Raw genomic sequence first — 24,163 nt, 5'->3', positions numbered from 1 at the left:
ATCTGGCGTTGACTTTTGGCACGCTGTTGAGTTCTCAAGGAACGGACACTTCCTTCGGACCGCCTTCCAGCGGACCCTCCGGGCGTTTCGCTCTTTCGTGTTTCCAGCTTATCAGATGTTTTCCGCTCCGCTTTCCGGAGCCCGTTTCATCGGATTCACTTTCGCCTTTCGGCGCTCCCGAACTCTATCAGAGTTCTTTCACCGGATTTACCGCCTCGAACTGAATTCGAGTGGTGCCGTCCAGCAGTGGGGCAACCCGGAGAACATTACGCCCCGGGTCGCCCCACGTCAAACCTGGCCCGGCAGGTCTCAGACCTCGACCACGACCGGGAGGATCATCGGCCGGCGGCGGTAGTTGTCCGCCACCCACTTGCCGATGGTCCGGCGCACCAGCTGCTGCACCTGGCGGACCTCCAGCACGCCGTCGCCCGCGGAGCGGGTGAGGGCCTCCTCCAGCTTCGCGACGACCGGGACGAAGGCGCCGTCGTCGATGCCGGAGCCGCGGGCCTGGATGGTCGGGCCGCTGACGATCTTGCCGTTGGTGGAGTCGACCACGACGAAGACGGAGATGAAGCCCTCCTCGCCGAGGATCCGGCGGTCCTTCAGCGAGGCCTCGGTGATGTCTCCGACCGAGGAGCCGTCGACGTACACGTAGCCGGCCTGGACCTTGCCGACGATCCGGGCGACGCCGTTCTCCAGGTCGACGCAGACGCCGTCCTCGGCGATGACGACCCGGTCCTTCGGCACGCCGGTCAGGATGCCGAGGTCGGCAGCGGCCCGCAGGTGGCGCCACTCGCCGTGGACCGGCATGAGGTTGCGCGGTCGGCAGATGTTGAAGAAGTACAGCAGCTCGCCGGCCGAGGCGTGGCCGGAGACGTGCACCTTGGCGTTGCCCTTGTGCACGACGTTGGCGCCCCAGCGGGTCAGGCCGTTGATCACGCGGTAGATCGCGGTCTCGTTGCCGGGGATCAGCGAGGAGGCGAGCACCACGGTGTCACCCTCGACGATGCGGATCTGGTGCTCCCGGTTGGCCATCCGCGAGAGCGCGGCCATCGGCTCGCCCTGCGAGCCGGTGCAGACCAGCACGACCTTGTCGTCCGGCAGGTCGTCCAGCGTCTTCACGTCGACGATCAGGTTGCCGGGGACCTTGAGGTAGCCGAGGTCACGGGCGATGCCCATGTTGCGGACCATCGAGCGGCCGACGAACGCGACCTTGCGGCCGTGCGCGTGGGCGGCGTCCAGCACCTGCTGGATGCGGTGCACGTGGCTGGCGAAGGACGCGACGATGATCCGGCGCTGGGCGCTCGCGAAGACGTTGCGCAGCGCGGCGGAGATGTCCCGCTCGTGCGGGATGAAGCCGGGGACCTCGGCGTTGGTGGAGTCCACCAGCAGCAGGTCCATGCCCTCCTCGGCCAGCTTGGCGAAGGCCGGGAGGTCGGTGAGGCGGCCGTCGAGCGGCAGCTGGTCCATCTTGAAGTCGCCGGTGGCGACGACCGTGCCGGCCGGGGTGCGGACGGCGACCGCGAGGGCGTCCGGGATGGAGTGGTTGACCGCGATGAACTCGCAGTCGAAGGGGCCGATGCGCTCGCGCTCGCCCTCCTTGACCTCCAGGACGTACGGGCGGATCCGGTGCTCGGCGAGCTTGGCCTCGATGAGCGCGAGGGTGAGCTTCGAGCCGATCAGCGGGATGTCCGGGTTCTCCCGGAGCAGGTACGGGACGGCGCCGATGTGGTCCTCGTGCCCGTGGGTCAGGACGATGCCGTCGACCTTGTCCAGGCGGTCCCGGATGTAGGTGAAGTCCGGGAGGATCAGGTCGACGCCGGGCTGCTCGTCCTCGGGGAAGAGGACGCCGCAGTCGACGATCAGGATGCGGTCGCCGAACTCCATGACCGTCATGTTGCGGCCGATCTCGCCGAGGCCGCCGAGCGGGGTGATGCGGAGGGCGCCCTCCTTGAGTGCGGGAGGGGCGCCGAGTTCGGGGTGCGGGTGGCTCAAAAGACTCTCCTCACGACGCACGCCACATGCCCGGGATCGTCCGGCGCCACGGGGCGTGCGTCCATCGTTGGCTTCCTACGTACCAGGTGCCTCCGCGCCTTCGGTCCGGTTCAGCGGCAGGCCCTCGGGGGCCCGGCGAGCCGGGGCGCGCACGTCTGTGTCTGCTAGAGGTGTACCCCGCCGGCGGCCAGATCCTGCTTCAGTTGCGCAATCTCCTCCGCGGTGGCGGAGACCAGCGGGAGGCGCAGCGGGCCCGCGGGGTGTCCCTGCAGGGTGAGCGCGGCCTTGCTGAGGATGACGCCCTGGGTGCGGAAGATGCCGGTGAAGACCGGCAGCAGGGACTGGTGGACGGCGGTGGCCTTGGCGGTGTCGCCCGCGGTGAAGGCCTCGATCATGGCCTTGAGCTCGGGCGTGACCACGTGGCTGACGACGCTGACCACGCCGACGGCGCCGACCGAGAGCAGCGGCAGGGTCAGGACGTCGTCGCCGGAGTACCAGGCGAGGTCGGAGCGGGCGATCGCCCAGGAGGCGGCGCCGACGTCGCCCTTGGCGTCCTTGTTGGCGACGATGCGGGGGTGCTCGCCGAGCCGGACGAGCGTCTCGTGGCTCAGTGCGACGGCACTGCGGCCGGGGATGTCGTAGAGCATGACGGGCAGCTCGGTGGCGTCCGCGATGGCCGTGGTGTGCCGGTACAGGCCCTCCTGCGGGGGCTTGCTGTAGTACGGCGTGACGGCGAGCAGGCCGTGGGCGCCGGCCGCCTCGGCCTGGCGGGCCAGCTCGACGCTGTGGTGGGTGTCGTTGGTGCCGACGCCGGCGACGATGTGCGCGCGGTCCCCGACGGCCTCCACCACCGCCCGGACGAGCTGGGCCTTCTCGGCGTCGCTGGTGGTCGGCGACTCGCCGGTGGTGCCGTTGAGGACGAGGCCGTCGTTTCCGGCGTCCACGAGGTGGGCGGCGAGGCGCTGGGCGCCGTCGAGGTCGAGCCCTCCGTCGGCGGTGAAGGGGGTGACCATCGCGGTCAGGACCCGGCCGAAGGGCGTCTGGGGGGTGGAGGTCGGAGCCATGCGTCCAAAACTACTCGTAGGCCACTGGGGGGCGGTCACGCCGGTCCACGGTTCGGACAGGATCGTGCGAGGTCGACGGCGGGCCGTCGGGGTCGGAGCATGGGATTCCGGTGCTGCCCGCTCGGGGGTTCGGGCAGCACCGGAATCCGTGCTCCGAGCGTAGGGAGCGGGCGGAACCGCTGCAATCCGGACATGCCGGGCGGTCCGCCCGGATGCCCGTCTTCGCAGGTCAGGGGGCGACTCGGCCGTGCGCGTCGAAGGCCGCACGGGTGAGCGGCATCAGCTGCCCCCAGAGCTCCTCCATCTGCTCGGCGACCATCTCGATCTCCCGCTGCGGGAAGGACGGCACGGTGGCGTGCTCGTTCTTGGTGCGCAGCGAGAGGAAGTGCATGAGCGACCGGGCGTTGCAGGTGGCGTACATGGAGGAGAACAGGCCGACCGGGAGGACGGCGCGGGCGACCTCGCGGGCGACGCCGGCGGCGAGCATCTCCTGGTAGGCGCGGTAGGAGGAGCGGTAGGACTCCTCCATCGCCTCGGTGGTGACCTTGTGCTGCTCGGCGGTGCCCTCGACGAACTCGTACCGGCCGGGCTTGCCCTGCTGGACGAGGCGGCGCTCCGGGCCGGGGACGTAGAAGACGGGCTGCAGCTCGCGGTAGCGGCCGGACTCCTCGTTGTAGGACCAGCCGCTGCGGTGCCGGTGGAACTCGCGGAAGACGAAGATCGGCGCGCTGATGAAGAAGGTCATCGAGTTGTGCTCGAAGGGGGTGCCGTGGCGGTCCCGCATCAGGAAGTTGATCAGGCCCTTGGACTTCTCCGGGTCCTCGCCGATCGTCTCCAGGGACTGCTCGCCCTTGGTGGACACGCGGGCGGCCCACAGGACGTCGGTGTCGGTGGCGGCGCTGCGGACGAGTTCCACCGTGACGTCGCTGCGGAAGGTCGGGGCCAGGTCGTCGCTCACGCGGTGCTCCTCGTTTCGGTGGTGGTGCTGTGCAGCTTGATGGCGTGCTGCATGGCCTTGCGGGCACGCGGGGTGTCGCCGGCGTCGGCGTAGGCCACGGCGAGGCGGAAGAAGGCCCGCCAGTCGTGCGGGGAGGCCTCCGCCTCGGTCTTGCGGCGGGCGAAGACCTCGTCGGCGGAGGCCCGGTCGATCCGGCCGCCGGAGGTGCGGCGGAGTTCGTCGACGGGCAGGCCGCCCTCGGCCTCCAGCTCGCGGGCGAGCTGCTCGCTGGCCCGTCCGAAGCGGACGGTCTGGCGCAGGAACCAGATGCCGATCGGGGGGATGACGAAGGCGCAGACGCCGAGGCCGATGCCGAGCGGCTTGCCGGTGGCGACCAGTTGGACGCCCTCCCCCACGCAGAGCAGGGAGACCAGGACCAGGGCGGCGGCGAGCAGGAAGAAACCGGTGCGGGAGGTCATGCGGGGCTCACAGGTCCAGGAAGTGTTCGAGTCCGAGGGTGAGTCCGGGGGTGTCCACGACCTTGCGGACGCCGAGCAGGATGCCCGGCATGAAGCAGCTGTGGTGCAGCGAGTCGTGGCGGATGGTGAGGGTCTCGCCGGTGTCGCCGAACAGGATCTCCTGGTGGGCGAGCAGGCCGCGCAGCCGCACCGCGTGCACGGGGACGCCGTCCACGTCGGCGCCGCGGGCGCCGGGCAGCTCGTGGGTCGTCGGGTCCTGCTGGGGGGCTCGGCCGGCGTCCTTGCGGGCGGCGGCGATGAGCTGCGCGGTGCGGGTGGCGGTGCCGCTGGGGGCGTCGGCCTTGCGGTCGTGGTGGAGCTCGACGACCTCGACGGACTCGAAGTACTTGGCGGCCTTCTGGGCGAACTGCATGCCGAGGACGGCGCCGATGGAGAAGTTCGGGGCGATGAGCAGGCCGGTGGCGGGGTTCTGGGCGAGCCAGCCGCCGACGGTGGCGAGGCGCTCGTCCGTCCAGCCGGTGGTGCCGGTGACCACGTGGATGCCGTGGTGCAGGGCGTAGTCGAGGTTGCCCATGACGGCGTCGGGGTGGGTGAGCTCGACGGCGACCTGGACACCGGCGTCGGTCAGCTCGGTGAGGTCGGAGCCGCGGCCGAGGGCCGCGACCAGCTCCATGTCGGGGGCGGCCTCGACGGCCTTGACGGCCTCGGAGCCGATCCGTCCGTTGGCGCCGATCACGGCGACGCGCAGTGTCATGCGGTTTCCTCCTGGGCGAGCACGTCGGCCACGGCCGCGGCCCGCTTGGCGTTGATCGGACCGATCAGGGCGAGCGACGGGCGGTGGGCCCCCAGCACATCACGGGCGACCGCCCGGACGTCGTCCAGGGTCACCGCCGCTATCTTCGCCAGCATGTCGTCCACCGACAGGTGGGTGCCGTAGCAGAGCTCGGCCTTGCCGATGCGGTTCATCAGCGAGCCGGTGTCCTCCATGCCGAGCACGGTGGAGCCGGAGATCTGGCCGATGGCGCGCTGGAGCTCCTCCTCGGTGATGCCGTCGGCGACGACCTTGGCGAGCTCCTGGCGGCAGATCGACAGCACCTCCTCGACCCGCTTGGGCTGGCAGCCGGCGTAGATGCCGAAGATGCCGCTGTCGGCGTAGGAGGAGGAGTAGGAGTAGACGGAGTAGGCGAGGCCGCGCTTCTCCCGGACCTCCTGGAAGAGCCGGGAGCTCATGCCGCCGCCGAGGGCGGCGTTGAGGACGCCCATCGTCCAGCGTCGCTCGTCGTGGCGGGGCACGCCCGGCACGCCGAGGACGAGGTGGGCCTGCTCGGTGGGCCGGTTGAGGACCTCGGTGCGGCCGGCGGTGCGCAGCGCCTTGACGCCGCGGCGGACGTCGGCGGGGTGGCCGGTGGAGCGGGCGAGGACGGGCGCGAAGGCCTCCTCGACGAGCTTGACGACCTTGCGGTGGTCGAGGTTGCCGGCGGCGGCCACGACCAGGTGCTCGGGCTTGTAGCGGCGCTTGTAGAAGCCGGCGATCTGGTCGCGGGTGAGGTTGGTGACGGTCTCCTCGGTGCCGAGGATCGGTCGGCCGAGCGGGCCGTCGCCGTAGATCACCTTGGCGAAGAGGTCGTGGACGACGTCGCCCGGGTCGTCCTCGGCCATGGCCATCTCCTCGAGGATGACGCCGCGCTCGGCGTCGACGTCCTCGGGGCGGATCAGCGAGCCGGTGAGCATGTCGCAGACCACGTCGATGGCGAGCGGCAGGTCGGTGTCGAGCACCCGCGCGTAGTAGCAGGTGTTCTCCTTCGCGGTGAAGGCGTTCATCTCGCCGCCGACGGCGTCCAGGGCCGCGGAGATCTCGAGGGCGCTGCGCCGGGCGGTGCCCTTGAAGAGCAGGTGCTCCAGGTAGTGGGTGGCGCCGTTGAGGACGGGCGTCTCGTCGCGGGAGCCGACGCCGACCCAGATGCCGAAGGTCGCGGAGCGGACGGTCGGCAGGGTCTCGGTGACGACCCGCAGGCCGCCGGGCAGGACGGTGCGGCGGACGGTGCCGGCGCCGTCGAGGCCCTTCAACAGGGTCTTGGTGGTGCCGGGGCGCTGGTGTGCCGCGGAGGCCTGAGCCACCAGGGTGTACCTCTCGATCGGGGAAGAACAGGGTGCGGCCCGCACGCCGCGAGGGCGTGCGGGCCGCGGGAGGACTACCTCGTCACTCGGTGCGTCACTCGGAGGCGGCCTCGCCGCCCTCCTCGCCCTCGATCACGGGGACGAGGGAGAGCTTGCCGCGCGGGTCGATCTCGGCGATCTCGACCTGCACCTTGGTGCCGACCGCGAGCACGTCCTCGACGTTCTCCACGCGCTTGCCGCCGGCGAGCTTGCGGATCTGCGAGATGTGCAGCAGACCGTCCTTGCCGGGCATGAGGGAGACGAACGCGCCGAAGGTCGTGGTCTTCACCACGGTGCCCAGGTAGCGCTCGCCGACCTCCGGCATGGTCGGGTTGGCGATCTGGTTGATCGTGGTGCGGGCGGCCTCGGCGGCCGGGCCGTCGGAGGCACCGATGTAGATGGTGCCGTCGTCCTCGATCGTGATCTCGGCGCCGGTGTCCTCCTGGATCTGGTTGATCATCTTGCCCTTGGGGCCGATGACCTCACCGATCTTGTCCACCGGGATCTTGATCGTGATGATGCGCGGGGCGTACTGCGACATCTCGTCCGGAGTGTCGATGGCCTCGTTCATCACGTCGAGGATGTGCAGGCGGGCGTCCTTGGCCTGCTTCAGCGCGGCGGCGAGCACCGACGCCGGGATGCCGTTCAGCTTGGTGTCGAGCTGGAGGGCGGTGATGAAGTTGCGGGTGCCGGCGACCTTGAAGTCCATGTCACCGAACGCGTCCTCGGCGCCGAGGATGTCGGTCAGCGTGACGTAGTGGGTCTCGCCGTCGATCTCCTGGGAGATCAGGCCCATGGCGATGCCGGCGACGGCGGCCTTCAGCGGCACACCGGCGTTCAGCAGCGACATGGTGGAGGCGCAGACCGAGCCCATCGAGGTGGAGCCGTTGGAGCCGAGCGCCTCGGAGACCTGGCGGATGGCGTACGGGAACTCCTCGCGGGAGGGCAGCACGGGCAGGATCGCCCGCTCGGCCAGCGCGCCGTGGCCGATCTCGCGGCGCTTGGGCGAGCCCACGCGGCCGGTCTCGCCGACCGAGTACGGCGGGAAGTTGTAGTTGTGCATGTAGCGGCGGCGCGTCTCCGGGGAGAGCGTGTCGAGCTGCTGCTCCATGCGGAGCATGTTCAGCGTGGTGACGCCCAGGATCTGGGTCTCGCCGCGCTCGAACAGGGCGGAGCCGTGGACCCGCGGGATCGCCTCGACCTCGGCGGCCAGGGTGCGGATGTCGGTGACGCCGCGGCCGTCGATGCGGACCTTGTCCTTGATGACGCGCTCGCGGACGATCTTCTTGGTCAGCGCGTTGTAGGCGGCGCTGATCTCCTTCTCGCGGCCCTCGAAGTCCGGGAGGAGCTTGTCCGCGGCGATCGCCTTGATGCGGTCGAGCTCGTTGTTGCGCTCCTGCTTGCCGGCGATGGTGAGCGCCTGGGCGAGCTCGTCCTTGACGGCGGAGGTCAGGGCGGAGAGCACGTCGTCCTGGTAGTCCAGGAAGACCGGGAACTCGCCGGTCGGCTTGGCGGCCTGGGCGGCCAGCTGGGCCTGGGCGGCGCAGAGCACCTTGATGAACGGCTTGGCGGCCTCGAGACCAGCGGCCACGACCTCCTCGGTCGGGGCCTCGGCGCCGTCGGCGACCAGCTTGATGGTCTTGTCGGTGGCCTCGGCCTCGACCATCATGATCGCGACGTCGCCGTCCGGCAGGGCGCGGCCGGCCACGACCATGTCGAAGACGGCGTCCTCGAGCTCCGAGTGGGTCGGGAAGGCGACCCACTGGCCCTTGATCAGCGCGACGCGGACGCCGCCGATCGGGCCGGAGAACGGCAGGCCGGCCAGCTGGGTGGAGGCGGAGGCCGCGTTGATGGCCACCACGTCGTAGAGGTGGTCCGGGTTGAGCGCCATCACGGTGACGACGACCTGGATCTCGTTGCGCAGGCCCTTGACGAAGGACGGGCGCAGCGGGCGGTCGATCAGGCGGCAGGTGAGGATCGCGTCCTCGGAGGGCCGGCCCTCACGACGGAAGAACGAGCCGGGGATCCGGCCCGCGGCGTACATGCGCTCCTCGACGTCCACGGTCAGCGGGAAGAAGTCGAAGTGCTCCTTCGGCTGCTTGGACGCGCTGGTCGCCGACAGCACCATGGTGTCGTCGTCCAGGTAGGCGACGGCGGAGCCGGCGGCCTGGCGGGCCAGGCGGCCCGTCTCGAAGCGGATGGTACGGGTGCCGAAGCTGCCGTTGTCGATGACGGCCTCGGCGTAGAACACGTTCTCTTCCACCTGGAAGATCTCCTCTTTCGTACGTCTCCGGTGGAGCGCCCCCCAGCGTCCGCCTGCCCGGCCCTGCGGGCCGGTCTTCGATCGAAGCCCCCGGGCGTCTGTCGACGACTCCCGGCGGCCACTACCGAGGACCGGCGCCTCTCGGCTTGCCTGGTCGGCGGTCGCGTGTGGACGCTCCCCGGATGCGGGCGGCCTCCGTTTGAGGCCTGCGGCCCGCGCAGGGTGTCGGTCCTGCCCGGTGCCGTCCGCGCGTCGCGCGGTCGGGCACTTACCCGGGCATGCCCTTCACCTTACAAATTCACACCCTACCGAGCGCGCCATTACCACGCGTGTGGCAGCGGTTCTTCCGCCCGGGGTGCGGTCCGCGCGGCGTGCCGCGCGGATGCGCCGAAGGGCGGCCCCCCGGGAAGGGGAGCCGCCCCACGAAGCGGTGTCAGCGAGCGCCGCCCGCGGCGCCGCGGCGGATGCCGAGGCGGTCGACGAGGGTACGGAAACGCTCGATGTCCTTCTTGGCCAGGTACTGCAGCAGGCGGCGGCGCTGGCCGACCAGGATCAGCAGACCACGACGGGAGTGGTGGTCGTGCTTGTGGGCCTTGAGGTGCTCGGTCAGGTCCGAGATGCGGCGGGAGAGCATGGCCACCTGGACCTCGGGGGAGCCGGTGTCGCCCTCCTTCTGGCCGAACTCGGCGATGATCTGCTTCTTGACGTCGGCGGCGAGTGCCACGGCATCTCCTTCGGGGTGGCCGAGCGATCCCGGTAGACGACACAGGATCTGACAGAACTCGGACTGACCAAGCGTACCAGCGCCCGCCGGCGTCCCCTGTCGCGGGGTGCCGGCGGGCGCCGGGTCGGGTGCGGCGGCGTCAGCTGGTGGCGCCGCGGACCAGGGCGTAGATGTTCAGCACGGCCAGCGCGAGCGGGACGAGCGAGATCAGCATCAGGCCGTCCACCATGTCCAGGATGCGCCCCCAGAAGGGGGAGACGCCGAGGCGGGGGACGATCAGCGCGATCGCCGTGAGCAGGGCGGCGCCCACGGCGATCGAGGCCGACAGCCAGACGGTGCGCAGGTCGAGCGAGCTGCCGGTGCCGCCCTCCTGCAGCTGCTCCAGGATGAACAGCGGGGTGTGCAGCGAGAGGCCGAGGACCAGCAGGGCGAGCCCGATCAGGCCGGCGATGGTGAGGCTGAAGACCTGCGCGGTGTAGCGGAACAGCCGGGCGCGCAGCATGGTCGAGATGCCGACGGCCAGGGCGAGCAGCTCGGCGAAGGCGGAGTCGCTGAAGCCGAGCACGGCGCAGGCGCCGATGACGGTGGCGGAGCAGCCGCCGACCAGGCCGACGAGGACCTCGTGGCCGCGGCGGGCCTGGTGGGCGATCCGCTCGTACTGCACGGTCTCGGTGCGGCTGCCCTCCTCGCCGTAGGCGCTGCCGCGGGTGCGGGTCTGGCCGGGCGGGCTGAAGCCGACGGGGAGGCGGGCGAAGCGGGCGGAGAGGGCCGGCAGGAAGCCGACCGCGGCGACCGCGGCGACACCGGTGACGGCGGCGATGTGGGTGGCCGGGGTGCCGTCGAGCAGCACGGCGGCGAAGGTCGCCAGGGTGCCGGCGGCGGCGAGGAAGGAGGAGGCGACGAAGACCGAGTCCTTCTCCGGCAGCAGGCCGACGAGCAGCACCGAGACGACGAGGACGGCGACGCAGCCGACGAGGAACTGCAGCCGGCCGGGGCCGTCGCCGGCGTTCGCGACCGGGACGGCGCCGGAGCCGGCGATCAGGGCGTGCGGCAGGGCGCCGAGGCCGAGCGCGAGGCCGGCCGCGTGGTCGTCGTAGACCCGGGCGCGGACGCCGGCGAAGGTGACCAGGACGACCGCGGTGACGCCGGAGAGGATGCCGGCCAGGCCGTGCATGTCGTGGCGCAGGTCGGAGAACCAGAGGGCGAAGCCGAGCAGCACCAGCATCACGGTGGCGCCGATCAGGCCGAAGGCCCGCATCAGGTCGGGGCTCCAGAACCGGCGGTCGGCCTCGACGGCGCTGGCGACGGCGTCGGCCACGTCGTCGTAGACCGCGGGCGGCAGCGACTCGGCGAACGGGCGCAGGCTCAGCAGGTCGCCGTCGCGGACCTGCTGCGCGGCCAGCGGCAGGCCGCTGTCGAGCACGGTGCCGTCCCGGCGGACGAGGTGGAAGCCGGTGGGCGTGCCGTCGACCTGGGTCTGCCCGGTGAGGCGCAGCACCTCGGGGTAGATGTCGGCGAGCGGGACGTCCTCGGGCAGGGCGACGTCGATCCGGCTGTCGGGCGCGACGACGGTGACCCGGCAGAAGCCGGTCGTTGCACTGGCGCTCATGCGGCCACCTCCGCGAGCCCGGAGGCCGCTTCGCGCCATGCGCACCTCTTGACTGTCCGCTCGCTCACCGGCGCTCCCCCTTGTCGGATATGCCTGCTCGTCAGCTCTTGGTTCGATTGCGCCCTCCTACGGACCGGTCCGGAACTGACACGGTCCGGGGCGGAGTTGGCGCGGCGTTACCCTACCGCCCGCGGAGGTGCGGCTGCGGTCCGGCCCCGCCCGAATTCGCCGCAGGCCGCAGGGGGCGGCGAATTGCCGTGCAACGGTGTGCTGTTGTGGAGAGGATTCGACGATTCGTACCGGAAATCTCCTCGGCTGACCCCGTGGTCGAACCGTCCCGGCTGCCCAGTAGGATCGGCCCCTGCGCAAGGCGTACGGGGGCCCGGCTGGTGCAGCAACCCTCCGATGTGCGTCTGCGGTCGGCGGAGCGGGGGCGGCGTCATCGCACGGGGCGCCCTCACCCGTACGTAATCGGTGTGCGTGAGGGTTGGTGCCAGTGAGCGAGCGAAGCGAACGGACCGTCAAGGGGTCCGGGTTCCGCGCAGCGGCCGCCGGGCGGAGCGGGGCGGTCGCATGAGTGTGGTGACGGTGAAGCGTCCGCCGCGGGCGTACCCGCCCCCGGTGCCGGACGAGCCGGTGGAGCTGGTCGCCCCTCCGGAGCTGCCGCGTTCCGGCGGCGAGGACTGGATGATGTCCTTGCTGCCGCTGCTCGGCATGGGCGGTTCGGCGGCGTTCTTCTTCTCCCCCGGCGCCCAGGGCCCGATGAAGATCATGGGTGTCCTGATGGTGGCGTCGACCGCGGGCATGGCGGTCGCGCAGATCGTCAAGGCGCGGCGCGGCGGCAACGCCGGCACCGCGGACGAGCGCCGCGACTACCTCAAGTACCTCCAGCAGATGCGCCGGCAGGTCCGCCGCACGGCCGAGCGGCAGCGCGGTGCGCTGCTGTTCACGCACCCCGAGCCGGACCAGCTGTGGTCGATCGTCGCCGAGGGGCGGCGGCTGTGGGAGCGCCGGCCCACCGATCCGGACTTCGCGCAGGTGCGTCTCGGCACCGGTCCGCAGCAGCTGTCGAGCCCGATCGTGGCGCCGCAGACCGCTCCGCTGGACGAGCTGGAGCCGTTGGCGGCCGAGGCCATGGGCACCTTCATCAAGTCGCACGGCACGCTGCAGGACCTGCCGCTGGCGGTCTCGCTGCGCGCCTTCTACCACATCACGGTCTGCGGCGACCCGGACACCGTGTACGGCAACGTCCGGGCGATGGTCGCCCAGTTGACGACGCTGCACTCGCCGGACGACCTGATGGTCGCCGTGGCGGCCGCGCCGGGCGCGGTCGACGAGTGGGAGTGGGCGAAGTGGCTGCCGCACACCCAGCACCGCAAGGAGAACGACGGCGCCGGTTCCCGCCGTCTGATCGCGACCGGCCTCGGTGAGCTGGAGGAGCTGCTCGCCAAGGAGCTGGACGGCCGCAAGGGCTTCTCCCGGGACAGCGTGCCGAGCGCCGACAAGCCGCACCTGATCGTGGTCATGGACGGCGCCGCGGTGCCGCACGACTCGGTCCTGGCCGGCCCGGAGGGCGTCGAGGGCGTCACCGTGATCGAGGTCGTCCCCGGCGACCTGGACGAGCCGAGCGGCCACCTGGTCATCACGGTGGGCAAGGACGGCCTGCTGCTGGAGTCGGCCTCCGGCGCCTCGTACTCCGGCCGGCCGGACACCCTGTCGGCGTGGCAGTCGGAGGCGCTGGCCCGTCAGCTGGCGCCGTTCCGGGTGTCCGCGGGCGGCGACGACGGCGACCCGTCGCTGGTGTCGATGGACTTCACCGAGATGATGAACACCGGTGACCCGGGTTCCTTCGACCCGGCCCGGCACTGGCGGCCGCGTCCGATGGCGGAGAAGCTCAAGGTGCCGCTGGGCGTCGGCCAGAACGGCGAGTACGTCTGGCTGGACATCAAGGAGGCCTCGCTCCAGGGCATGGGCCCGCACGGCATGTGCGTCGGCGCGACCGGTTCCGGCAAGTCCGAGGTGCTGCGCACCATCGTGCTGGCGCTGGCGGTGACCCACTCCTCCGAGGTGCTGAACCTGGTCCTCGCGGACTTCAAGGGTGGTGCCACCTTCGCCGGCATGGCGGAGATGCCGCACACCGCGGCCGTGATCACCAACCTGGAGGGCGAGGCGACCCTCATCGACCGCATGCGCGACGCGATCGAGGGCGAGATGAACCGCCGTCAGGAGCTGCTGCGCGCGGCGGGCAACTACGCCAACATCAACGAGTACGAGCGGGCCCGCGCGGCGGGTGCGGCGCTGGACCCGCTGCCCTCGCTGCTGATGATCATCGACGAGTTCTCCGAGCTGCTCACCGCGAAGCCGGACTTCATCGACCTGTTCATCCAGATCGGCCGCATCGGCCGTTCGCTGGGCATGCACATGCTGCTGGCCTCGCAGCGACTGGAGGAGGGCAAGCTCCGCGGTCTGGACACCTTCCTCTCCTACCGGCTGGGTCTGCGCACCTTCTCGGCCGCCGAGTCGCGGGCCGCGATCGGCGTGCCGGACGCCTACCACCTGCCGCCGATCCCCGGTGTCGGCTACCTGAAGTTCGGCTCCGACGTGATGGAGCGCTTCCGGGCCGCGTACGTCTCCGGCCCGTACCGGCCTCCGGGCCAGCAGCGGACCAGCGGCGGCCAGGTGATCACCGCGCAGCCGGTGCTGTTCACCGCCGCCGAGGTGCCGGTCGTGGAACCGGTGGTCGAGGAGGTGGTCGAGGAGGTCGAGGAGATCGACGACTCGCTGCTCGACACCATGCTGGACGTCTTCGTGCAGCGCATGATCAGCCAGGGCCCGCCGGCCCACCAGGTGTGGCTGCCGCCGCTGGAGGAGGCGCCGAGCATCGACGGCCTGGTGCCGCCGCTGCAGGTCACCGCCGAGCGCGGTCTGACCTCGCCGGAGTACGGTGCGCTCGGCCGCCTCGTGGTGCCGGTCGGCATCGTCGACAAGCCGCGGGACCAGCGCCGCGACGTGCTGTACCAGGACTTCTCGGGTGCGGCCGGCCACGGCCTGATCGTCGGCGGTCCGCAGTCCGGCAAGTCCAACATGGTGCGCACCCTGGTCTCCGGCTTCGCCGTCACGCACACCCCGGCCGAGGTGCAGTTCTACCTGCTGGACTTCGGCGGTGGCGCGTTCGGCGCGCTGTCCGGCCTGCCGCACGTCGGCGGGGTCGCCGGCCGTCTGGACGTCGAGAAGGTGCGCCGCCTGGTCAGCGAGGTGCACGGGGTGCTCAACCGGCGTGAGGAGCTGTTCCGCACGGCCGGCATCGACACCGTCGCCACCTACCGCTCGCGCCGCGCGGCCGGCCAGCTGCCGGACGAGCAGTTCGGCGACGTCTTCCTGATCATCGACGGCTGGCTGACCTTCAAGCAGGAGTACGAGGTCCTCGAACCGGTCATCAACGACATCGCGCAGCGCGGTCTGACCTACGGCGTGCACGTGGTCGTCACCGCGGCCCGCTACGCGGAGGTGCGGCCGGCCCTCAAGGACCTGCTGCAGAACCGCACCGAGCTGCGGCTCGGCGACTCGATGGAGTCGGAGATCGACCGCAAGGTCGCGGTCAACGTTCCGGCGGGCTCGCCCGGTCGCGGTCTGACCGCGGCGAAGCTGCACTTCCTGTCCGGCCTGCCGCGCCTGGACGGCGCGTCGACGACCGAGGACCTGGCGGACGGCGTGGCCGACCTGGTGGCGCAGATCGACGCCGCCTGGACGGGCCCGCGCGCCCCGCAGGTCCGCATGCTGCCGGCCGTCCTGGACGGCAACGCGCTGCCCAAGGGCTTCGAGCACCCCGAGCTGGGTGTGGCCTTCGGTGTGGACGAGGTCGAGCTCGCGCCGGTCTTCGTCAACTTCGAGACCGACCCGCTGTTCATCGTCTTCGGCGAGAGCGAGTCCGGTAAGTCGGCGCTGCTGCGGATGCTGGTCAAGCAGATCACCGAGCGGTACACCCCGGACCAGGCGGGCATCGTGGTCGGCGACTTCCGCCGTTCACTGCTCGGCGTGGTGCCGCAGGAGTACCTGGTGGAGTACGCGGCGGCGGCGCCCGCGATGTCGGCGGCCGTGGAGATGCTCCGCGGCGCCTGCTCGCGCCGCCTGCCCGGCCCGGACGTCACGCCGGAGCAGCTGCGCAACCGCAGCTGGTACAGCGGCAAGGACATGTTCGTGATCGTGGACGACTACGAGCTGGTCGCCACCTCCTCGGGCAACCCGATGGCGCCGCTGGCCGAGTTCCTGCCGTTCGCCCGCGACATCGGCCTGCGTGTGATCATCGCGCGCAGCGCCGGCGGTGCCGGCCGCTCGCTGTTCGAGCCGGTCATGCAGCGCATGCGCGAGCTGGGCGGCCAGGGCGTGCTGCTCTCGGGCGACAAGAACGAGGGCGCGCTGCTCGGCACGGTCAAGCCGCAGCCGCTGCCGCCGGGCCGCGGTGTGTTCGTCTCCCGGCGGATCGCCGCCGGCCAGACCCTGCAGACGGGCTGGCTGCCGACCCCGTAGTGGTGACGTCGTGTGACCGGAAGGGCCGGACTCCTCGGAGTCCGGCCCTTCCGGCATTCCAGGCCTTGGACGGTGCCAGAACGTTACCTACTTTTTTGCCGCGCCCTGCTGCGGTTCCCGCACCGGCCGGGACGGCCTCCGGGCCCCGGAGAGGCTACCTTCATTCACGTGAATGAATCGCACCGTAGCCTTTGATTCATAGATCAACACCCATATTTCATCTTTGATTCAATCTTCATCCATCAGAGTTGACAGAAGCGGACAAAGGTGAGCATTGCCACAGGCGGCCACCGGATCGCATGTTTATACGGCGGAAGGCAACGGATTCCGAAGCTGATCGCGCGTTGACGAAGGCAAAACGGACCGGTTCCATGGCGTCTCGGGAGCGACCGAAACACCACGTCAGCGAACGCCCTCGGAGGCGATAGCGCTCCCACCCCCAGACCCCCCGCACGTCGATCGGATGCCCCATGACCGACACGCTTCGCCCGCCACTCGCCGTAGTCGAGACTCCGACGGACGGCGGCCCCAAGAAGCTCACCCGTTCGATCGGTGTCGTGGGTGGAACCCTGCTCACGCTCTCCTGCGTGACACCGGCGTCCTCGCTGTTCGTCATCGTGCCCGAGCTGTTCTCCTCGCTCGGCACCTTCACCGCCATGTCGATCGCCATCGGCGCGCTGATCTGCATCGCGGTGGCCTTCTGCTACTCCGAGCTCGGCACCCTCGTCCCCAGCGCCGGCGGCGAGTACGCCATGGTCGGCACCCTGGCCGGGCGCTTCGCGGGCTGGCTGGTGTTCATCCAGTCGCTGATCGTCGTGATGATCGTGCCCTCGCTCATCGCCATCGGCACCGCCGACTACCTGGCCCCCATCGTCCACGTGGACGCCCGCTGGGCCGGCGCGGCCGTGATGATCGCCGCCACCGTCGCCGGCCTGCTGGACCTGCGCGCCAACGCCTGGATCACCGGTATCTTCCTCGTCCTCGAGGTCATCGCCGCCGGCGTGGTCGCCTTCCTCGGCTTCGGCCACGCCGAGCGCGGCGCCGGCAGCCTCTTCCACGGCTCGGTCGTCACGGACGGCGCCACCGGGGTCGTCGGCCTCGGCGCGATCGTCGCCGCGATGGGCACCGCGCTCTTCGTCACCCAGGGCTTCTCCACCGCCATCTACCTCTCCGAGGAGCTGGAGAACCCGCGGCGCAACGTCGCCCGCACCGTGCTGTGGACGCTGGCCCTGTCGGTCGTCATCATCATCCTCCCGGTGGTCGCGATCACCCTGGGCGCCCCGGACCTCGCCGCCCTGAGCGCCGGCAACATCTCCGACCTGGTCACCGGCTGGAGCAACTCCGCGGTCGGCACCTTCATCAGCCTCTGCGTCGCCCTGGCGATCATCAACGCCGGCATCGTCATGGTCATCCAGAACTCCCGGGTGCTGTTCGCCTCCGGCCGCGACAAGGCCTGGCCCGAGCCGGTCAACCGCGCCTTCGGCACCCTCAACCGGTTCAGCGCCCCCTGGGTCTCCACCCTGGCCGTCGGCGTCCCCGGCGCGGTGCTCTGCTTCGTCCCGCAGGAGCAGCTGACCAACATCACCGGCGTCGCCGTGACCGCCCTGTACCTGCTGGTGGCCGTGGCCGCGCTGTTCTCCCGCCGGGCCCACCACAAGCACGCGCCGGCCTGGCGCCAGCCGCTGTGGCCCGTCCTGCCGGTCCTGCTGACCGTGGGCCTGGTCTACCTGCTGACCCAGCTCGACGTCACCGCCCTCAAGTGGACCGGCGGCATCACCGTGGTCGCCAGCCTCTACTGGCTGTTCTACCTGCGGCCCCGGCAGGCCGACCGCTGGGTGATCACCCTGCCCGAGGACGAGCAGGTCTGACCCGGCCCCGCGCACGACGGAAGCGGCCCGGCCCCCTCAGCAGGGGGGCCGGGCCGCTTCCGTCCGTCCGGTGGCGCTCAGCCCTCGTGGCGGCGCCGGCGGTCGCGCAGCACGACCGAGCCGCCGGCCAGCGCGGCGACCGCGAGCACGCCTCCGCCGAGCACGAAGGTGCCGGTGCGGCGGTCCCGGTCGGCCTGGGTCTCGGCGAGGCCGAGCGGCTGGGCCACGACCGGTGCCCGGTCGATGGCGAGCTTCGGGTCCTCGTGCGGCTCGGCGGCCTGCTCGTCGCCGCTCTGCACGGCCTTGACCGGGTCGACGACGCCCCAGCCGATGAACTTGTTCGCGCCGCGCTGGGTGCGCTGGGCGGTCTGCTCGATCCGGGCCCGGATCTGCGCCGGGGTCCAGTCCGGGTAGGCGCCCTTCAGCAGGGCCGCCACGCCGGCCACGTACGGGGAGGAGAAGCTGGTGCCGTTGTCGACGCACTGGCCGCCGGCCGGCACCGTCGACAGCATGTCGACGCCCGGGGCGGCGATGTCGACGAACTGGCCGTACTCGGAGAACGGCGCGCGCTCGTTGTTGCGGTCCGAGGCCCCCACGGCCAGCACCGTCTCGAACGCCGCCGGGAAGGTGTCGCCCTCGCGGCCGTCGTTGCCGGACGAGGCGACCACCACCACGCCCTTGCGGTCGGCGTCCTCCACGGCCGCCTTCAACTGGTCCTTCAGCGCGAAGTCGTTGGAGTCGCCCTCCGCCCGGACGTCCTGCGAGATGTTGATGACGTCGGCGCCCTTCGCCACGGCCAGGTTGATCGCGGTGATCAGGCTCTGCACGGAGCCGCTGCCCTGGTCGTCGTTCTGCTTGATCGAGAGGATCGCGGCGTCCGGCGCGAGGCCGACGAAGCCCGTCCCGGCGATCGGCTTGGCGGCGATGATGCCGGCCACCTTGGTGCCGTGGCCGACGGTGTCGTTCTTGCCGTCGTCCTTCTCGCCCTGCTGCTTGGGGGGCAGCAGCGAGCTGCCGTCCTCCACCTTGTCGGCGAGCTGCGGGTTGCGGTCGTTCACGCCGGTGTCGATCACCGCGACCTTGACCGGCTCGCCCTTCTTGCCGCCGGGCCCGTCCTTGGCGAACCTGCCCGTCCGGCCGTCCTTCCAGAGCTCGTTCAGCAGCACCCGCTGGAGCGCCCACGGGGTGCCCTGGACGTTCTCGGACGGGAACTTGCACTCGCCGGCCGCGGCTATGCCGATCGGAGACCAGCGCGGCGCGCTGTCTGAGCCCGACGGCGCGGGCGTCGGCGTGGCCGCGTACGCCGGACCCGCGACGAGCGAGCCGACCACCCCCAGCACCACGGACGCGGCGGCCGCCCTGCGGAACGTACCCAACGACACCTGTCTTCCCCTCATGATCCCGATGCCGTGCGCGTCAGTACGCGCGAGGGGCGGGCGCCCGGTCGGACGCCCGCCCACGCTGTCGCCGTGTCGCACGGCGGCCGGGCCTCAGCCCCAGACGGCCGTGTTCTTGGACTCGGTCGACTGGTAGCTCTGCGCGGCGTTGTCCAGCGAGGTGGCGATCTGGCCCAGGACCTGCTGCAGGTCGGCGGCCTTGGCGTCCCACTCCTGCTGGCGGGCCTGGTAGCCCTCCTGCGCCGCACCCTCCCAGGTGGAGGCGATGCGCTGCACGCCGGCCTTCAGCTCGTCGAGCTGCGACTGGATGCGCTGCGCGGTCTGGCGGATCTCCGACGACGCGTTCTGGATCGTCGAGAAATTGACGAGAATGTGGTCACCCATGGTGTCTCCTAGTCGATGGAATCTGCGCGGACCGGCGAACCGGCCGCACTACGGCCGAGGTCCTGCGGACCCGAGAACTCAGTGACCGAGTCCGGACATCGAGGACTGCTGCTCCTGCTCCGTCTGGGCGTAGAGCTTGGTGGTCGTCTCGATCGCCTGCTTGATCTCGTCGAGCACCTTGTTGAGCGCGGTCGCGTCCTCGTTGAACCGGGTCTGCATCTGCTGGTAGGCCTGGGCCGCCTGGCCCTGCCAGCCGGACTTGATCGAGTCGACCAGCGCGTTGAGCCGCTGAATCTCGCCCTGGACCTGCGCGTTCACCTCACCGATGCGGTTGGCGAAGGCATTCATTTCCTCAGCGGTCGTCTTGAACTGACCAGCCATGATCCACCGTCCCCCATGAGACAGACAATTGCTTCGGATGGTCCTGGTACGGCCCACCCGGTGACACCACGTTGCGGTGTCCCCAGCACTTTAGCCGCCGTTTGCAAGCGGCCCAACACCGGAGTACCGGTAGTTACCAGACCATGACACGGCCTACCGCACACCTGCACTGACGGTACGTCACGCGGTCTGCGCGGTCTCCGCCGCCTTGGAGCTGAGCGCGCCGCCGGCCGGCACCAGGATCGACCACTGCAGCGGAACCCGGCCCGGCGCAACGGACTTGTAGCCGAGGCGGGCCTGCGAACCGTTCTCCTCGTCCTTGCCCTGCGCCTGCTGCTGCCCCGCGCTCGGGGCGGGCGAAGGACCGGTGCCGCCGTCGTTGTTGGCCTGCAGCGAGTACCGCAGACCGGTCTCGGTGATCAGGAAGGTGGTGCCGGAGGTGTCCTGGGTCTCCGGACCGGCCTGACCGTCCACCGCGCGGTACAACAGGCCGTGTCCGGGCGTCACATGGGCGCTCGCGGAACCCAGCGGCACCTTGGCCGGGTAATCGGTGTGCGCCCACACGGTGCGCTTGGGCACACCGTTGTCGTAGCCGGCGAAGGTGCTGCAGATCACCGAACGGGTGGCCTTGTCACCGGTGTTGAGCGGCGGCAGCGGCTTGGCGTCCGGCAGGTTCGTCTTGTCCAGGATCCTCGGGCTGATCTTCCCGGCCAGGTCCGCGTTGTCCCGCGGGGACATCTCGGCGGCCTTCGGGCTGGCACCGTCGTACACGGCGTCGAGCGCCGGGTCGTTGCGCATCAGCTCGGCCTGGAACGGCGTCACCTGGTAGAGGCTGTCCTTGCCGACCGAGTAGTAGGTGTTCTGGAAGACCAGCAGCCGGCCGACGTAGGCGTCCTCGGTGTTGGTGAGCTTGACGTTGGACTTCATCTTCGTCTGGGTCAGGTCGGGGTTCTTCGGGAACTCCACGACCTCACCGGTCTCCAGCGTGTCCAGCCAGGCCTTGGTCACCTGCTGCGGCACGACGTCGACGCCGAACAGGCCGGACTCCAGGGCCTTCCGGTCGCGGGCCGAGAGGTTCAGTTTGCCCACGGCGTGCTTCACGCCGTTCATGTCGACCAGGAACTTGCTGGGGACGTCGTCCTTCGTCAGCGGCGGCGCCTGGACGAACAGGCCCTGGCCCTCCTGCAGCACCTTCGCGGGGTCGGAGAGGGTCTTCGCCTCGTCACCGGCCGCGATGAACACGGCCTGGTTGATGCCCGCCTGGGTCTTGTCGACACCGGGCCGGTCGCAGACCGACCACAGCTTCGCCTCACCGGCGTCGGCGGCCGACGGCAGCTTGTCCGGCGCGTACGGGATGCCGATGGTGGCGCCGTGGTTCTTGTAGTTGTCCAGCACCTTGTCGGCGACCTGGACGACCTTGGAGCCGGCCGGCAGCAGCAGCTTCGCCGACGACATGTTGAGGACCTGGTGCAGCACCTTCTCGTGCGTCTGCGGGTCCTCCAGCACCACGTACCGGGTGGTGGACTCCTTGCCCTGGATGATGTTCTTGCCGTCGTCCCAGTTCAGCGGCGCGCTGGGCTTGATGACGCCCCACATGCCGAAGCCGGCCACCGCGACCGCAGCGACGACGAAGCTCGGCAGCACGGCACGCACCGGACGCGGCGCGTCCTCGTCGTTGCCGCCGCCCCCGGGCTGCAGGAACGCCCCCACCGTCCGCCGCCGCGCGAAGTTGTACGCGTTCAGCTCGTCCCTGCGTGATGCCATGCTCCCCGTCTCCCCTGTGTGTCCGCGCCCGTACTGCCGTCAACGCGCGTTCGCCGTGCGTGAGTCTGCCACCCGGCGGGCACCGCGTGCGCCGAACCCTCTACGATGCCGCAGCAGACGGTGAGTACCGTAACGGGTACGGTTCACCGCCCGGCCAGCCGGGCCGTGACATCTGATCAGAGAGGGTCCATCGGGGGATGCCAAGCCAGACCGCTCCAGCTCGACGCAGCGCCTCGCACGGCCGCCGGCAGGACGGCCGGGGTGCCGACCCCGGCGGTCGTCGGGCCCGGTCCGCGGCCCCCGCGACCGCCCCGGTGCCGCTGCGCGTCCACCCCCGACCCGGGCTGCTCGGCAGCCGGCTGCGGCTCCAGCAGCTGGTGCTGCTGGAGGTCGCCGCGGCCCTGGTCGCGGTCGGGTGGACGATCGCCCCGGCGATGGCCGGCGCCTTCGCCGTCCCCGCCGTCCTGCTCGCCGTGGTGGCCCTGCTGCCGCTCGGCGGCCGCAGCCTGCCGGAGGCGATGCGCGTCCGCTCGGCGATGAAGGCCCGCCGCAAGGAGGCGCAGTACAACGTGCCGCCGCCGGGCACCGACCCGGCGCTGGCCCCAGCGCTGGAGGTCGAGCCGGCCCTGCGCACCTGCACCCACGTCACCGAGACCGACCTCGGCGACGGCCGTCCGATCCGCCGGGAGACCGGCATGGTCGGCGACGGCACCTTCTACACCTCGGTGCTGCTGGTGCAGGCGAAGGACCAGCCGCTGCGCCCCGCCCGCACCGCGCTGCCGCTGCCGCTCGACATCGTCTGCTCGGCCCTGCAGGTCGACGACATCGCCCTGGAGTCCGTCCAGCTGGTGCAGCACACCCAGCCCGCGCCGGCCCCGCACCTGCCGGACCAGTCGCTTGCCGCCCGCGCCTACCAGCAGCTGCAGGACGGCCCGGCCACCCCGGCGCTCCGGCTCACCTGGGTCGCGCTCAAGCTGAACCCGGAGACCTCGTCCACCGCGGTGCTCGCCCGCGGCGGCGGCGAGGAGGGCGTCCGCAAGACCCTCCAGCGGGTCACCGACCAGCTGGCCGGCCGGCTGAACGCGGCCGGGTTCACCGCCACCGTGCTGGACGAGCGCGAGCTGATCGCCGCGCTGGCCATCTCGATCTGCGCCAACCCGGTGGCCGTGGCCGGCCGCCAGGGCAGCGGCGGCGGCGGTGCGGCCGCCCGCCGCACCCAGGAGAGCAGCAAGTTCTGGCGGATCGACGACCGCTGGCACAGCACCTTCTGGATCTCCAAGTGGCCGCAGCTCAGCCGTCCGGGCGGCGCGCCGGGCCGGATCTCCGCGCCGGACCTGGTCAACCTGGTCACCGGCACGCCCGCGCTGGCCAGCACCTTCAGCCTGACCGCCAGCCGGGGCACCGGCGGCTCGGTCGCGCTCAGCGGCCACGTCCGGGTGACCGGCCGCAGCGAGAGCGAGGTCGCCCAGGTGGGCCGCCTGGTGGAGTCGCGGGCGCAGAGCGCCGGCGTCGGCCTGAACCGCCTCGACCAGGAGCAGGCACCGGGCCTGCTCGCCACGCTTCCCCTGGGAGGGACGTCCTGATGGCCTATCAGTCCTACCCCACCCAGGCGCCGCAGCCTGCCGCCGAGCCCGCCCGCCCGGCCCGGATCCGTCCCGGCTTCGGCCTGCGCGGCCCGCGCCGCGAGAAGCACGTGCTCACCACCGAGGACCTCGCCGCGCTGTCCTTCCCGGTCGGCGACGACGGCGTGGTGATCGGTGTCGACCCGCACCAGCAGCCCGCCGTGATCGGCCTGTTCCGCCCGCACGCCTACGACGTGGTGCTGGTGGGCGGTGTGTGGACGGCGCAGGTCATCGCGCTGCGCGCGGCCGCGACCGGCGCCCGGGTGGCCGTGGAGACCGGCCGTCCGCAGACCTGGGCGCCGATGGCGCAGGCCGCCGGCGGCGGCCAGCCCTGCGTGACGGTCCACCAGGTCGGCCGGCTCGGCCCGCAGGGCGCCTCGGTCGCCTCGCCGGTGCTGGTCGTCCGCGACCTCGGCGCCCGCCCGTCGCGCAGCCGGCTGTCGGCGGCGCCCTGGCAGACCACGCTGACCCTGCTGCCGTACCTCGGCCCGAACGCGAGCCGGGTGCTCAACGCGGCCGACCTGGTCGGTGTGCAGCGCATCTCGCCGCAGGAGGCGGAGGTCGTCGCGCGGGTGCTCTCGCTGGGCGACCAGGAGGTCGCCTCGCTGCCCACGCTCGGCGACAACATCACCCTGTGGGCGACCCGGATGCGCCAGCAGTACGTGATGACCAATCCGGGCGAGGCCGAGGCCCAGGTGCTGGGCGGCCCCCGCCGGATGGACTGACAGCACCTCACGGCACGGACGGCGGTCCGTGCCCGCCGCGGCCGGCACGGACACCCGTGTCGGCCGCCACCGTTTCGAGCGGTCACGGCCGGGGACGGGAGGCAGGAGGGCGCACGTCGGGCGTTCACCCTTTGGACGGTTCCCGGTGCGACGATCCGCCGTGCCCGCCGCGGTCCGGCAGCCGGTACCGCCTTCAGGTGACCGCGGATCACGTCCTAGTCTTGTTGCCCGACCCACCGCGAACAGCGGCGACGAAAACGAGGGAGC

General features: G+C 71.3%; 17 protein-coding genes. 4 read left to right on the top strand and 13 right to left on the bottom strand.

Translation table 11 applies throughout. The annotated features are described in order from the left end of the window. Positions 1–309: 309 nt before the first annotated feature. The 9 genes from AB0442_RS24190 to eccD form a co-directional block, all read right to left on the bottom strand. A complete protein-coding gene (locus tag AB0442_RS24190; RefSeq protein ID WP_366165260.1) occupies positions 310–1,995 on the bottom strand; it encodes a ribonuclease J in 1,686 nt (561 codons plus the stop codon). 164 nt (positions 1,996–2,159) lie between these two features. Further along, positions 2,160–3,059 (bottom strand): 4-hydroxy-tetrahydrodipicolinate synthase, encoded by a 900-nt coding sequence (gene dapA / locus AB0442_RS24185; RefSeq protein WP_344627259.1) that lies wholly within the window; start codon positions 3,057–3,059, stop codon positions 2,160–2,162. A 229-nt stretch (positions 3,060–3,288) separates the two neighbouring features. Further along, positions 3,289–4,017 carry an FAD-dependent thymidylate synthase gene (gene thyX, locus AB0442_RS24180; protein ID WP_344627258.1) on the bottom strand — a complete coding sequence of 243 codons (729 nt, stop codon included), beginning with the start codon at positions 4,015–4,017 and terminating at the stop codon, positions 3,289–3,291. Then, entirely contained in the window at positions 4,014–4,475 is a 462-nt protein-coding gene (locus tag AB0442_RS24175) for a tetratricopeptide repeat protein (protein WP_344627257.1), read from the bottom strand. The genes thyX and AB0442_RS24175 overlap by 4 nt, the downstream gene beginning before the upstream one ends. A 7-nt stretch (positions 4,476–4,482) precedes the next feature. Beyond that, complete coding sequence (gene dapB, locus AB0442_RS24170) at positions 4,483–5,229, bottom strand: 4-hydroxy-tetrahydrodipicolinate reductase (RefSeq protein WP_366165259.1); 747 nt, start codon at positions 5,227–5,229, stop codon at positions 4,483–4,485. Then, positions 5,226–6,593, bottom strand: a complete 1,368-nt coding sequence (locus tag AB0442_RS24165) for a pitrilysin family protein (protein WP_366165258.1) — start codon at positions 6,591–6,593, stop codon at positions 5,226–5,228. Before AB0442_RS24165 ends, dapB begins: the two co-directional genes overlap by 4 nt. A gap of 94 nt (positions 6,594–6,687) precedes the next feature. Next, on the bottom strand, positions 6,688–8,895 hold the full coding sequence (locus tag AB0442_RS24160; RefSeq protein WP_363547452.1) for a polyribonucleotide nucleotidyltransferase: 2,208 nt from the start codon (positions 8,893–8,895) through the stop codon (positions 6,688–6,690). 433 nt (positions 8,896–9,328) lie between these two features. Beyond that, positions 9,329–9,619, bottom strand: a complete 291-nt coding sequence (gene rpsO, locus AB0442_RS24155; RefSeq protein WP_030274764.1) for a 30S ribosomal protein S15 — start codon at positions 9,617–9,619, stop codon at positions 9,329–9,331. A gap of 139 nt (positions 9,620–9,758) precedes the next feature. After that, a complete protein-coding gene (gene eccD, locus AB0442_RS24150) occupies positions 9,759–11,228 on the bottom strand; it encodes a type VII secretion integral membrane protein EccD (protein WP_366165257.1) in 1,470 nt (489 codons plus the stop codon). Between the two features lie 573 nt (positions 11,229–11,801). Here eccD and eccCa point away from each other — a divergent pair. Together eccCa and AB0442_RS24140 are read left to right on the top strand one after the other, a co-directional pair. Beyond that, on the top strand, positions 11,802–15,755 hold the full coding sequence (gene eccCa / locus AB0442_RS24145) for a type VII secretion protein EccCa (protein ID WP_366165256.1): 3,954 nt from the start codon (positions 11,802–11,804) through the stop codon (positions 15,753–15,755). Between the two features lie 470 nt (positions 15,756–16,225). After that, positions 16,226–17,623 carry an APC family permease gene (locus AB0442_RS24140; protein WP_366165255.1) on the top strand — a complete coding sequence of 466 codons (1,398 nt, stop codon included), beginning with the start codon at positions 16,226–16,228 and terminating at the stop codon, positions 17,621–17,623. 77 nt (positions 17,624–17,700) lie between these two features. Here the strand turns inward: AB0442_RS24140 and mycP are convergent, their stop codons facing one another. From mycP to AB0442_RS24120, 4 genes are all read right to left on the bottom strand, one after another. Continuing rightward, the gene (mycP, locus tag AB0442_RS24135; protein WP_366165253.1) at positions 17,701–19,005 is read right to left on the bottom strand and encodes a type VII secretion-associated serine protease mycosin; all 1,305 of its coding nucleotides are present in this window, start codon (positions 19,003–19,005) and stop codon (positions 17,701–17,703) included. A gap of 108 nt (positions 19,006–19,113) precedes the next feature. Further along, positions 19,114–19,404: a WXG100 family type VII secretion target gene (locus tag AB0442_RS24130; RefSeq protein WP_344627249.1), complete on the bottom strand. Its 291-nt coding sequence runs from the start codon at positions 19,402–19,404 to the stop codon at positions 19,114–19,116. Between the two features lie 78 nt (positions 19,405–19,482). Next, a complete protein-coding gene (locus AB0442_RS24125; protein ID WP_366165251.1) occupies positions 19,483–19,785 on the bottom strand; it encodes a WXG100 family type VII secretion target in 303 nt (100 codons plus the stop codon). A 180-nt stretch (positions 19,786–19,965) separates the two neighbouring features. After that, entirely contained in the window at positions 19,966–21,549 is a 1,584-nt protein-coding gene (locus tag AB0442_RS24120; RefSeq protein ID WP_366165250.1) for a type VII secretion protein EccB, read from the bottom strand. 197 nt (positions 21,550–21,746) lie between these two features. On the opposite strand from AB0442_RS24120, the gene eccE reads away from it, so the two are divergent. Both eccE and AB0442_RS24110 read left to right on the top strand, forming a co-directional pair. Beyond that, on the top strand, positions 21,747–23,132 hold the full coding sequence (gene eccE, locus AB0442_RS24115; RefSeq protein WP_366165248.1) for a type VII secretion protein EccE: 1,386 nt from the start codon (positions 21,747–21,749) through the stop codon (positions 23,130–23,132). Next, entirely contained in the window at positions 23,132–23,896 is a 765-nt protein-coding gene (locus AB0442_RS24110; RefSeq protein ID WP_363547474.1) for a hypothetical protein, read from the top strand. The genes eccE and AB0442_RS24110 overlap by 1 nt, the downstream gene beginning before the upstream one ends. Positions 23,897–24,163 lie beyond the last annotated feature (267 nt).

It is taken from the genome of Kitasatospora sp. NPDC085895 (assembly GCF_040702125.1).
Taxonomy (GTDB): Bacteria; Actinomycetota; Actinomycetes; order Streptomycetales; family Streptomycetaceae; genus Kitasatospora; species Kitasatospora arboriphila.
Note: the sequence above shows the minus strand (reverse complement) of the source record. Positions and strands in the feature narration are given on the sequence as shown.